13 protein-coding genes are annotated in these 12,161 nt (G+C 56.6%); 8 read left to right on the forward strand and 5 right to left on the reverse strand.

All coding sequences use genetic code 11. The annotated features are described in order from the left end of the window. Positions 1 to 16 precede the first annotated feature (16 nt). The 4 genes from phoU (at position 17) to ACR0IM_RS02525 (ending at position 3,641) form a co-directional block, all read left to right on the forward strand. Positions 17 to 727 carry a phosphate signaling complex protein PhoU gene (gene phoU, locus ACR0IM_RS02510; RefSeq protein ID WP_480591053.1) on the forward strand — a complete coding sequence of 237 codons (711 nt, stop codon included), beginning with the start codon at positions 17 to 19 and terminating at the stop codon, positions 725 to 727. Between the two features lie 3 nt (positions 728 to 730). Then, positions 731 to 1,420, forward strand: a complete 690-nt coding sequence (phoB, locus tag ACR0IM_RS02515; protein ID WP_480591051.1) for a phosphate regulon transcriptional regulator PhoB — start codon at positions 731 to 733, stop codon at positions 1,418 to 1,420. Positions 1,421 to 1,531: 111 nt separating this feature from the next. Next, positions 1,532 to 2,761, forward strand: coding sequence for an acyl-CoA dehydrogenase (locus ACR0IM_RS02520; RefSeq protein ID WP_480680722.1), 1,230 nt, complete (start codon positions 1,532 to 1,534; stop codon positions 2,759 to 2,761). Positions 2,762 to 2,873: 112 nt separating this feature from the next. Then, entirely contained in the window at positions 2,874 to 3,641 is a 768-nt protein-coding gene (locus ACR0IM_RS02525; protein ID WP_480680723.1) for an SDR family oxidoreductase, read from the forward strand. A gap of 2 nt (positions 3,642 to 3,643) precedes the next feature. On the opposite strand, the gene ACR0IM_RS02530 is transcribed toward ACR0IM_RS02525, so the two are convergent. After that, positions 3,644 to 4,507 carry an acyl-CoA thioesterase gene (locus tag ACR0IM_RS02530; RefSeq protein WP_480680724.1) on the reverse strand — a complete coding sequence of 288 codons (864 nt, stop codon included), beginning with the start codon at positions 4,505 to 4,507 and terminating at the stop codon, positions 3,644 to 3,646. A gap of 51 nt (positions 4,508 to 4,558) precedes the next feature. Then, entirely contained in the window at positions 4,559 to 5,779 is a 1,221-nt protein-coding gene (locus tag ACR0IM_RS02535; RefSeq protein ID WP_480680725.1) for a serine hydrolase domain-containing protein, read from the reverse strand. A 174-nt stretch (positions 5,780 to 5,953) separates the two neighbouring features. On the opposite strand from ACR0IM_RS02535, the gene ACR0IM_RS02540 reads away from it, so the two are divergent. Next, the gene (locus ACR0IM_RS02540) at positions 5,954 to 6,559 is read left to right on the forward strand and encodes a DsbA family protein (protein WP_480680726.1); all 606 of its coding nucleotides are present in this window, start codon (positions 5,954 to 5,956) and stop codon (positions 6,557 to 6,559) included. On the opposite strand, the gene ACR0IM_RS02545 is transcribed toward ACR0IM_RS02540, so the two are convergent. Together ACR0IM_RS02545 and ACR0IM_RS02550 are read right to left on the reverse strand one after the other, a co-directional pair. After that, positions 6,556 to 7,578: a phosphotransferase family protein gene (locus ACR0IM_RS02545; RefSeq protein WP_480680727.1), complete on the reverse strand. Its 1,023-nt coding sequence runs from the start codon at positions 7,576 to 7,578 to the stop codon at positions 6,556 to 6,558. The genes ACR0IM_RS02540 and ACR0IM_RS02545 overlap by 4 nt on opposite strands. 21 nt (positions 7,579 to 7,599) lie before the next feature. Further along, complete coding sequence (locus tag ACR0IM_RS02550) at positions 7,600 to 8,418, reverse strand: SDR family oxidoreductase (protein WP_480591037.1); 819 nt, start codon at positions 8,416 to 8,418, stop codon at positions 7,600 to 7,602. A gap of 138 nt (positions 8,419 to 8,556) precedes the next feature. Between ACR0IM_RS02550 and ACR0IM_RS02555 the strand changes: the two genes are divergently transcribed. From ACR0IM_RS02555 to ACR0IM_RS02565, 3 genes are all read left to right on the forward strand, one after another. After that, positions 8,557 to 9,570 carry an NADPH:quinone oxidoreductase family protein gene (locus ACR0IM_RS02555; protein WP_480640391.1) on the forward strand — a complete coding sequence of 338 codons (1,014 nt, stop codon included), beginning with the start codon at positions 8,557 to 8,559 and terminating at the stop codon, positions 9,568 to 9,570. A 92-nt stretch (positions 9,571 to 9,662) separates the two neighbouring features. Next, complete coding sequence (gene aroQ, locus ACR0IM_RS02560; protein ID WP_480680728.1) at positions 9,663 to 10,112, forward strand: type II 3-dehydroquinate dehydratase; 450 nt, start codon at positions 9,663 to 9,665, stop codon at positions 10,110 to 10,112. Then, a complete protein-coding gene (locus tag ACR0IM_RS02565; protein ID WP_480591030.1) occupies positions 10,109 to 10,864 on the forward strand; it encodes a helix-turn-helix transcriptional regulator in 756 nt (251 codons plus the stop codon). Before aroQ ends, ACR0IM_RS02565 begins: the two co-directional genes overlap by 4 nt. A 379-nt stretch (positions 10,865 to 11,243) precedes the next feature. Here ACR0IM_RS02565 and tsf read toward each other — a convergent pair whose 3' ends face one another. After that, positions 11,244 to 12,119: a translation elongation factor Ts gene (gene tsf / locus ACR0IM_RS02570; RefSeq protein WP_480591028.1), complete on the reverse strand. Its 876-nt coding sequence runs from the start codon at positions 12,117 to 12,119 to the stop codon at positions 11,244 to 11,246. Between the last annotated feature and the right edge of the window lie 42 nt (positions 12,120 to 12,161).

The following is a 12,161-nucleotide window of genomic DNA, read 5'->3' on the forward strand; positions in this document are numbered from 1 at the left end:
CAACAGGTACTGAATCATGAGCGAACAACATATAGCATCCGCTTTCGACCGCGATCTCGAAGCCATTCAGGCCCATATCATGAAGATGGGCGGGCTGGTCGAAGCCGCCATCATGAGCGCCGCACGTTCACTGGAATCCCGCGACGAGGAACTGGCACAGCAGGTCCGTCAGGGTGACAAGGCCATCGACGCGCTGGAAGAGCTGATCGACGAAGAAACCGCTCGTCTGATCGCATTGCGCGCACCGACCGCCAGTGATCTGCGCCTGGTTTTGTCTGTCCTGAAAGTGTCCGGCAACCTCGAACGGATCGGCGATTACGCCAAGAACATCGCCAAGCGGACTACGGTTTTGGTCAATGCGGGCGAAATCAACGGCAGCGCCGCCGCCCTGCGTCGCATGGCGCGTGAGGTTGAACGGATGCTACGCGATGCGCTGGACGCCTACATTCAACGCGATGCCGAATTGGCGACTGATGTCATCAACCGCGACGAAGAAGTGGATCAGATGTACAATGGCCTGTTCCGCGAATTCCTGACCTTCATGGCTGAGGACCCGCGCAACATCTCGTCCTGTATGCACCTGCATTTCATTGCCAAAAACATCGAACGCATGGGTGACCACGTGACCGCAATTGCCGAACAGGTTGTCTATCTCGTGACCGGGGAACGCCCGACCGAGGCGCGCCCGAAAGCTGATGTAACTTCGCATACCCCTCAGGAGATCTGACAAATGTCTGCGGATCAGCCCACCGTTCTGGTCGTTGAAGATGAACCGGCGCAGCGTGAAGTGCTGGCCTATAACCTCGAAGCCGAAGGTTTTCGCGTGTCCAAGGCCGCCAGCGGCGACGAAGCCATGCTGTTGGTCGACGAGGAGCACCCGGACATCATCGTGCTGGACTGGATGATGCCCAACCTCAGCGGGATCGAGGTTTGCCGCCGCCTGAAATCCCGCCCAGAAACGCGGTCGATCCCGATCATCATGCTGTCGGCCCGCACCGAAGAGGTCGACAAGGTGCGTGGTCTGGAAACCGGTGCAGATGACTATGTGATCAAGCCGTATTCGGTGGTTGAACTGATGGCGCGGGTGCGTACTCAGCTGCGCCGCGTGCGCCCGGCAACTGTTGGTCTGCGGCTGGAATTTGACGACATCGTTTTGGATTCCGAAACGCACAAGGTCAGCCGTAACAGCAAACCTTTGAAACTGGGTCCGACCGAGTTCCGCCTGCTGAGCACTTTCATGGAAAAGCCGGGCCGTGTCTGGAGCCGTGAGCAATTGCTGGATCGGGTCTGGGGCCGTGATATCTATGTAGATACGCGCACGGTTGACGTTCATATCGGACGTCTGCGCAAAGCACTGACTCAACATGGCGGCGAAGACCCGGTGCGTACGGTGCGCGGCGCAGGATATGCACTGGGGTAGAAACCGGGGCAGGGGTATGAGTTTTGCTCATGGTCGGATGCGAAACTCTTACTGTCTTTTGACGAGGGGCCGGGTTAGGTTGCGTCGAAGCTGACTGAGCGGAGAAGCACTATGAACGCCCCAGACACCAAGCCCGCATTGCGTGCCAAAGATGCGCCCGACATGGGCAAGTTCGCGTGGGATGATCCGTTTCGTCTGTCCGATCAACTGAACGAAGACGAACGGATGATTGCGGCCAGCGCGCAGGCTTACGCGCAGGAAAAGCTGCAGCCACGGGTGACTGAGGCGTTTCAAAACGAGGAAACCGACCCCGAGATATTCCGCGAGATGGGCGAAATGGGCCTGTTGGGCACCACGATTCCTGAGGAATACGGTGGCCTTGGGGCAGGGTACGTCTCCTACGGTCTGGTTGCGCGCGAGGTCGAGCGTGTGGATTCCGGATACCGCTCGATGATGTCGGTGCAAAGCTCTCTGGTGATGTACCCGATCTATGCCTATGGCAGTGAAGAACAGCGCCGGAAATATCTGCCGAAACTGGCCAGTGGTGAATGGATCGGCTGTTTCGGTCTGACCGAGGCTAATGCAGGCTCGGACCCGGCCGGCATGAAGACTAAGGCCGAGAAGATTGACGGTGGCTATCGTCTAACCGGCAGCAAGATGTGGATTTCCAACGCGCCGATTGCGGATGTGTTTGTTGTCTGGGCCAAGTCCGATGCTCATGACGGCAAGATCCGCGGTTTTGTTCTTGATAAGGGGCTAAAAGGTCTGAGTGCCCCGAAAATTCAGAACAAACTGAGCCTGCGCGCCTCGATCACCGGCGAAATCGTCCTGGATCGTGTTGAGGTCGATGAAAGCGCGTTGCTGCCGAATGTTCAGGGCCTCAAGGGACCGTTCGGCTGTCTGAACCGCGCGCGTTACGGTATCAGTTGGGGTGTCATGGGGGCTGCCGAAAGCTGTTGGCACGCCGCACGGCAATACGGCTTGGATCGGAAGCAGTTCAATCGACCATTGGCACAGACACAGCTGTTTCAACGCAAGCTGGCGGACATGCAGACAGAAATCGCCTTGGCGCTGCAAGCGAGCTTGCGGGTCGGTCGCCTGATGGATCAGGCCGAAGCCGCGCCCGAGATGATCTCGATCGTCAAACGCAACAACTGCGGCAAGGCGCTGGATATTGCGCGGATGGCGCGCGATATGCACGGGGGCAACGGCATCTCGTTGGAGTTCCACGTCATTCGACACATGGTCAATCTTGAGACCGTGAACACCTATGAAGGCACGCATGACGTTCACGCGCTGATCTTGGGGCGGGCGCAGACTGGGCTACAGGCATTCTATTGAGGATATCGTGTAATTGGTATTATGGTTAAAAACCATAATGCCCAAATACCTGATTGCACAACAAGTCTAACAAGTTACGGTGTGAACCCGAACCAACGTTTGGGGTTGTGATATGGAACTGAGCGGAAAAACTGTGATTGTCACCGGAGCCGCTCAGGGTATCGGCAAAGGACTGGCTGAACGTTTTGCCCGCGACGGTGCCGTTGTCGTTTGTTCTGATATCGACGCCGATGGCGTTCAGCGTGTGGCTGAGGAAATTGGCGGCCACGCATTGGTTTGCGATGTTTCGCAAGAAGCTGACATCAGGATGATGATCGAGACTGTTGAGGATACCATTGGCCCGATTGATTTGTTCTGTGCCAATGCTGGCATTCTGACGCTTGGTGGCCCGGAAGTTCCTGACGATGATTGGGACCGGACCTGGAAGATCAATGTCATGTCCCACGTCTGGACCGCGCGGCACCTCGTGCCGCGTATGATTGCGCGTGGCAAAGGTTACATCATGATCACGGCTTCCGCTGCGGGATTACTGAACCAGCCCGGCGCAGCGCCATACTGTGTGACGAAGCATGCAGCGGTCGGGTTTGCCGAGTGGTTGTCCTTGACCTACGGGCACAAAGGTTTGCGCGTGTCGGTCCTGTGTCCGCAGGCCGTACGGTCCGAGATGACGCGTGGACACGAGGTTTCGGTCGCGTCGATTGATGGCATGTTGGAACCTGAAGACGTGGCGCAAGCCTGCGTCGAGGCCATCAGGTCCGAGCAGTTTCTGGTGCTGCCACATCCTCAGGTTTTGGACTACATCCGCCACAAAACCGGAGATTATGACCGTTGGCTTGGCGGGATGCGTAAGCTAAATCAGCAATTTACCGAAGACAGCTAAGGCTACTTGCGCGCTTTCCGCATAAGACCTTCCTGTGCGACCGACGCGACCAGGGTGCCGTCCTGTGCGAAAATCGAGCCGCGGTTGAAGTTGCGTCCCTGCCCGCTCCAGGGCGATTCCATCGCATAAAGATGCCAGTTTTCAAAGTGAACCGGCTCGTGGAACCACAACGCATGATCCAGGCTGGCAAAATTGACCTCACTACTGAACAAACTCAGCCCATGCGGCCGCAATCCTGATGTCATCAGGTACATGTCTGACGCGTAAGCCAAAAGAAGATGCTGGGTTACCGGATCGGCGCCAGCGGCAGCGCCCATGCGGAACCAGATCTGATTGTGATCGTCTGATTTTTCGGGACTGAAGGGATTCAGATGGTTCACTTCACGCACCTGGATTGGCCGTTCACGCAACAGCTCTCCGCGCAGTTTTTCAGGAACCAGATCCACGTAACGTTGCCGCAATTCTGATCGTTCTAGGTAGTTCTCCGGGGCCTCGGTCTGCGGCATGTCATGTTGGTGGTTCCACCCTTCGTCCTGAACATGAAAAGAGGCCGACATGTTTAGGATTTGCTTGCCGTGTTGGATCGCGACCACGCGCCGTGTTGTCATGGAGCCCCCATCCCGTGCTCTATCAACTTGATATATAACGGGAATGGATGGGTCGCCGGCGCGAATGAAATAGGCGTGCAGAGAATGGCACAACCGATCTTCTACGGTTTGATAAGCGGCCGCCAGAGCTTGGGCAATAACCTGACCACCGAAAATGCGGGTTGGAGTCTCGCCGCCTGATCCCGTGCCGCGAAACAGGTCGACCTCAAGCCTTTCGATGTTCAAAAGGTCCAGAAGGATGCGTTCTGCTTCGGTCATACTGGGGTCTCCGGTTGGTCGTCTCGGGCTTGGGTATCAGCGCCGGAATGATCATTCAATCATTGCCCCAAGGACAACCGCTTTCAACTCAGCCCGCGACGGGTATGAACTGGACGGCGACAGCTGCGTGAAGAAGACCGTTGTCAAATCATTCACCCGATCAATCCAGAAAAAGGTCGAGGCCATGCCGCCCCAGCTGAAATCGCCAACAGAGCCCGGCACCCGGGTTCGACCTGGGTTCAGCACCACCGAGCCACCCAGCCCGAACCCGGTGCCTTCCATGGGTTGTTCAGCAAAGCTCTGCGGTCCCATCGAGGCAATATCGCCCGGTAAGTGGTTGCGCAGCATATAGTCCACGGTTTTTGGGCCCAGCAGGTATTGTCCGTTACCCAGCCCTCGGTTCCGCAACATCTCGGCAAACAGGGAATAGTCGTCGATTGTCCCGACAAGACCACCACCGCCTGAGAATGTAGTGGTGTGTTCAAATGGCGATTCTCCGGCCTGATCAACAAGCCGCAGGGTTTCGCTGCCGGCTTCGGCAGAGTTCAGCGCCATCGCGTCCCCGGCCAATGGCGTGTAGAGCGAGGCAAATCGATCCCCTGCCCCAGGTGGCACCCGGAATCCGGTTTCCTGCATCCCCAGCGGTTCGAAAATTTCCTGCGCGAAGAACTGATCCAGCGACTGACCCGTGACCACCTCGATCACGCGGCCCAGAACATCTATGCCGACGGAGTATTCCCAGCGAGCGCCGGGTTGAAATGCCAGCGGAAGGTTCGCCAGATCGACCACACGGTCAGCAAGAAGGCCCTGATTTGGTTTAAACATCAGGTCCTGCTCATCCATCGCCCTGGGCAGAACTCCGGGATTGAACGGATAGCTGAGACCGCTCGTATGGGTCAGCAACTGATGCAGCGTCGGTGTCGGAGCATCCTCGGTCTGGTCCAATCGTTCCGCCCCTGGGATCAGAGCCTGCATGTTTCGAAATTCCGGAAGGAAATCCGATAGTTGTGCGTCAAGGTGAAATAACCCGCGCTCGGCCAACATCATAAGTGCTACCGTGGTCACCGGCTTAGTCATCGAGTAGATGCGTGCGATCGTATCGCGCTGAAACGGTAGATCGTTTTCGACGTTTCTTTGACCGCAGGCGTGGAAAAACAACTCGGTCCCTTCGTGTTTTACCAGTAAGGAACTGCCCGCATATTTCCGCTCATCGACGTAGCGTTGCATCCAGTCGGTGATACGGTTCAGGCGATTGAGGTCGAACGCAGCCATCTTTGATTTGCCCTCTGCATTATAGTCCAGATCTTGCGATGTTAAGCGCTGAATTGACAGGAAATTCGACCGTAGCGGTACGCCCGGCCCATCGGCTGATACACTGAGTGGGTAGCGGATTCGCTGGTTACGAGTTGGAGACATTTCGCCACCCAACCTTCCCGGAGGATAAATATGACGCAACGTATTGAATTATTGTATGATTTCTGTAGTCCGAATGCCTTTCTCGCCTATAAGGTCCTGCCCGCACTTGCTGCCAAGCATCGCGCCAAGGTCACGCTTATTCCAGTTCTGCTGGCTACGGTTTTCAAGGCTACTAACAACCAGAGTCCCTTTCAGGCGTTCTCGGAAAACCGCCAGAAAACGGCATACCTGACCCATGACCTGCACAGGTTTGCGCGGACCCGTGGCCTGAGTTTTCACATGAGCCCGCACTTTCCGGTCAATACCAGATTCGCCATGCGCGGGGCCGTGTATGCGTCTGGTAAATCCTGGGAAACCAAGTACATAGATGCAATATTTGATGCCATCTGGGTGCATGGCCAAAAGGTCGATGAGGTTGGTGTTCTTACCGAAATCATGCAGGAGAATAAGTTGCCGGTACGTAAGCTCCGCGAAGCGATGACCAGCGTCGAAGTCAAGCAGCAGCTCAAGGATCAGACCAAGGCCGCCGTAAAACGTGGCGTGTTCGGTGTTCCCAGCATGTTCGTGGGTGCCGAGATGTTCTTTGGCAAGAACAGTCTGGGAAATCTGGAACTGGAGCTTTCAAAGGAATCCTAGGCTTTTAGCGCGGCCAGACCATGTTGCGCGAATATCGGGACATAGGAACCAAGAACCAAGGCGCGCTTCGGGTCCGAGGCGTTGCCATCCTGCGCACGTTTGAAGACACCCTGCAGAATTCCCGCCATGCGGAAGAAGTTGAAGGCCAGATAAAATCCGAAATTGTCGATGCCGGAAAGGCCGCGACGCTGGCAATACTGATCGATGAAAGCCTGATCTGTCGGCAGACCCACGCTGTCCCGATCTATGCCCGCCAGACCGCGACCTTCAGTACCGGGCGGCATTCTCCATTGCATGATCACGGCAGCCAGATCCGCATAAGGGTGTCCGATGGTCGAAAGCTCCCAATCCAGTACACCGATGCACCGGGTTCCGTGTTTCTCGAACATCAGATTGTCGATGCGATAGTCGCCATGCACGAGCGTCCTTTGCCCGTCATCCTCTGGCACTGCATGCTCTAGCGCGCCAATCAGCGCGTTCATCTCGGGGATTTCCGAAGTTTCAGAGGCGCGGTACTGTTTGGTCCATCGTGCAATCTGACGTTCAAAATAGTTCCCGGGCGGGCCATAATCCGAAAGCCCGGCAGCCTCGATATCGACCATATGCAGCGCGGCCAGAACCCGGTTCATTTCATCCAGAACGGCGGTGCGTATCTCGTTGCTTTCGCCTTTCATGGTGGGTTCCAGAAAGATGCGTCCGTCAAGGTGCTCCATGACATAAAAGTCCGAGCCGATCACGCTGTCGTCCTGACACAACAGATGCATCCGCGGGACCGGTACAGCACTGTCGGCCAAAGCTGTCTGTACTCGATATTCGCGGTCCACCGCATGTGCGGACTTCAGCAGCACTCCCTGGGGTTTTCGACGCAAAACATACGCTTTTTCAGGGGTTTGCAGCAGAAAGGTCGGGTTGGACTGGCCGACCGAGAACTTGGTTGCCTCCAGCGGGCCTCGATACCCCGTAAGATGGGTGCTGAGATAGGTGTCAACGGCTGCGATGTCCAATTGCGTGCTGCTCATCCTGCGCCTCCGTGTCTCTGCTTATAAAGCTTCGGCAAAGATGTTCCCGGCCGTCACCACATTGATGCCGCCCGACACCGGAATAACCGCGCCGGTCACATAACTGCCGCCGCGACCGCACAGAAACAACATGCAGCCGGCGATATCGTCTTCGCGACCAACCCGGCCCAAGGGAACGGATTTACCAACTTTTTCCCGTGTTTCTTTGTCGCCTGTGGCAAAGGCAGTCATGCGCGAGACAAAAGGCCCAGGCGCCAGCGCGTTGACCGTGATGTGGTAAGGTGAAAACTCCTTGGCCATGATCTTCGTCAGGTGCAGAACAGCCGCTTTCGACGCCGAATAGCTGTAGGCGCCGTCACCCATGGGAACCTCCCCCATGACCGAGCCGACATTGATAACCCGAGCCGGATCGTCAGCCGAGCCAGAATTCATCAACACTGGCAACAGTTTTTGGGTCAGGTCAAACAGGCCCGCGACATTGACCGACATGACTTTGTCCCACGCTTCGTGAGGGAATTGACCCATCGGCGCACCCCAACTGACGCCTGCATTGTTCATCAGGATATCAAGCCGATCCGTGCGATCCCTGACCTCGGATGCAAGTGCTTCGACACCTTCTTTGGTCGCGACATCGCCCCCGAATCCAACGGCCTGACCCGAGGCGTCCAACGCATTCAGTTCCGCCGCGACGGCTTCGCAGGCCTCGGTCTTGCGCGACGCGATCAGAACTCGCGCCCCGGCCAACACCAGCGCTTCGGCAGCCATGCGACCGATCCCGGTCGCCCCACCGGTGACAAGCGCAGTCTTGCCATGCAATGAGAAAAGCGTTTCGGGGGTCATTGTCTGCTCCTGTTTATTTGTGGCGGGCGCATACCCTTTTCGGGAATTGGTGCGTCGTCGAAACCGGTGGTTTCTTGACAAGACCAATTGCTGCACCAAAGCTCGTACTAACCGAATAACAAGGATAACGGGTCTGATATGCAAGCTTTACTCAGCGTCGCGCCGGGTGGACCGGAAACACTGGAACTGACCACCCTACCCGATCCTACTCCGGGACGCGGTGAATTACTGATTGGAATCAGGGCGGCGGGCGTCAATTTTCCGGACACACTGATCATACAGGACCTATATCAGATCAGGCCGCCGCGCCCCTTTGCTCCGGGCGGTGAAATTGCGGGGGAAGTACTGGCCATCGGTGAAGGTGTAAGCGGCTTCGAAGTCGGTGACCGCGTTCTGGCACTGACCGGGCATGGTGGGTTCGCTACGCATCTGAACGTCCCGTCAGCTACCGCAATCAAGTTCCCCGACACCATACCGTTTGAAGACGCGGCCTGTTTTATTTTCACCTACGGCACCTCTTATCACGCCCTGAAGGATCGGGCCGATCTGCAGCCCGACGAGACGCTGTTAGTGCTTGGCGCCGCGGGTGGTGTCGGGTCCGCTGCGGTCGAGTTGGGCAAGGCTATGGGCGCGCGGGTAATTGCGGCCGTATCCTCGCGGGACAAGGCGGATTTCTGCCGGAGCCTAGGGGCGGACGAAACAGTTCTGTACGCGCATGACATGGACAAGGACTCTCAGAAGAAATTCACTACAGAAATCAAGGACCTGTCCGCGCCATTGGGGGTGAATGTTGTCTATGACGCAGTTGGTGGAGACTATGCCGAACCCGCGTTGCGCAGCATGGCCTGGAATGGGCGCTATCTGGTGGTTGGCTTCCCGGCTGGCATCCCCAAAATCCCGCTGAACCTTCCGCTCCTCAAGGGGTGTCAGATTATGGGCGTGTTTTGGGGTGCTTCGGTGATGCGCGATCCCGTTGGGCATTCGGAAAACGTGAGGGATTTGTTCAGGTTATACGGCGAAGCGAAGATAAAACCAAAGATCCATGCGCGATACCCGCTGGACCGTGCGTCCGAGGCCTTGGCGCATATGACAAGCCGTTCCGCTCTGGGTAAGACCGTGGTGACAATGCCGGTTCACGCCGAAGGTGAGTGACGTAGCTTCCCCAACTCGCCCTATGCGCGCGCTGGCCGGTGGACATTGACACCAGTTAGCGTCTATGAATTTCCAATGGGAACAGTGAAATAATGCACAAAGCTCTGATTTTGAACGGTCCGAACCTGAACCTCCTGGGTACAAGACAGCCCGAGGTCTACGGCGGCACCACTTTGGAAATGGTTGAGGACTTGTGCCTGAGCCATGGGTCTTCCATCGGGGTTCAAGTGTCGTGCTTTCAGTCCAACCACGAAGGTGCGTTGATCGATGCCATCCATGAAGCCAAAGGGGATCAGGACGGGATCGTTCTGAACGCCGGGGCTTATACGCACACCTCGATTGCACTGATGGACGCCATTGCGTCGGTCGAGCTTCCGGTGATCGAGGTGCACCTGTCCAACATCCACGCGCGCGAGACATTCCGGCACGTGTCCTATATCTCAAAGGTGGCTGTCGGCCAGATTTGTGGCTTTGGTGCGCGGGGATATGTTCTGGCTCTGGATGCATTGGCCGCACATCTGAAAAGCGGGTCATCTGAATGAAGCTGAGTGAATACCTGCACTTTCTCAGCTACACCAAAACTCTGGAAGAGCTTTGGGATGCCCATTGTCGCCAGATGGCGAGTTTCGGATTTGATCGCCTGATCTATGGTCACACTCAGTACCGTACTGAAACCTCACTTGGTGACCCCGAAGATTTCGTGATCCTGACCAATCACGAAAAAGCTTACCTGGATGGGTTTCTGCGGGACGGGATGTACTTCCACGCTCCGATGCTGAAATGGGCGCTGCACAATGAAGGCGCGGCCAGTTGGAGTATCGCGCAGGAGATGGTGGCGAACGGAAAGCTGACTGCAAAAGAACTAGACGTGCTCGAGTTCAACCGATCGCAGGGCGTGACCTTCGGGTACACGGTCAGCTTCACCTCGGTCTCGATGCGGTCTAAAGGGGCGATTTCCCTGTCGGCCGGGGACGCGGCCAGTCAGGCCGAAGTGGACGCGACGTGGGCTGAACACGGTGACGACATCCTGCTGATGAACAACGTTGCGCATCTGAAAATCCTCACCCTGCCCTACAACGCCCCCAACCGGGCCCTGACCAAACGCCAGCGCGAAGCGTTGCAATGGGTCGGAGACGGCAAAACCACGCAGGACATTGCGCTGCTGATGGGGCTGACATCGGCAACGGTTGAAAAGCACCTGCGCCTCGCACGTGAGGCCCTTTCTGTCGAGACCACGGCGCAGGCCGTTCTGAAGGCGTCTTTGCAGAATCAGATGTTCGTAATGGAGGCCTAGCGCCCCGGAATCTGACGCTAAATTGCGTCAATTTACCCTAGGTAAGGAAAACATGACTTTCCATTCCAGAGGCGGGGTTGCAAAGTGAGATAGTTCCGTGAGTGGTGGCTTTAGCCAGGGAACATTTGGTTGGATCTTTGCAATTCCAGAGCTCTCCAGCCGCTCTGACAATAAGGCGCCAATTTGTCCGCGTCTAATTGCCGGAATTTTGGGGGGCCTCGACCATCCCCATCATGCGGGGCCCCTCAATCCAATCTACAAATGCCAAGACGCTTCGGCGTCTTTTTTTGTTTCGACACATAAAAAAACCGGCTACGTCTTGCGCAACCGGTTCCGACATTTTCATGTCCGGACCTCTTGCGAGGTCCGGAGGTATTGCTTAGCCCTGAGCGGCCTTGGCAACTTCGGCTGCAAAGTCTTCTTTTTCGACCACGATGCCTTCGCCAACTTCTAGGCGGATGAAGCCGGTGATGGTTGCGCCTGCTTCTTTGGCCGCTGCTTCCACGGTCAGGTCAGGATTCACAACGAACTGCTGGTTCAACAGGGTCGATTCAGCCACGAATTTCTTCATGCGGCCCTCGATCATCTTTTCGATCACCTGCTCCGGTTTGCCGGATTCGCGGGCGATGTCCATCTGAACCTGCTTTTCTTTCTCGACAACGGCCGGATCCATGTCCGCTTCGGACAGAGCCGCCGGGTTAACAGCCGCGATGTGCATCGCAACCTGCTTGCCGATCGCTTCGTCACCACCGGTCAGAGCAACCAGAACACCAATTTTGCCCATACCGTTGGTGGCCGCATTGTGGACGTAGGACACAACCGTGTCGCCCGACAGTTTGGCCATGCGGCGAACCGACATATTCTCGCCGATGGTGGCGATCTTGTCGGTCAGGGTGTCGGCAACGTTCTTGCCGCCCAGATCGGCAGCCAGCAGCGCTTCGACATTGTCGACGCCTTCTGCAGCGTAGGCGATCTTGCCGACCATTTCCTGGAAATCGGCGTTTTTCGCAACAAAGTCGGTTTCCGAGTTCACTTCGACAGCAACACCATTGCCACCGTTGACGTGAACTGCAACCAGACCTTCGGCTGCGGTACGGCCCGATTTCTTGGCCGCTTTGGCAAGGCCTTTGGTGCGCAGCCAGTCAACGGCTTCGTCCATGTTGCCGCCGGTTTCGGTCAGCGCTTTTTTCGCGTCCATCATGCCTGCGCCGGTCTGATCGCGCAGTTCTTTAACCATTGCTGCTGTGATTGCCATCTTTAGGCTCTCCTCAATTCAAACGGAATTGGGGCAGGTCTA

Source organism: Ruegeria sp. BF6, assembly GCF_056538665.1.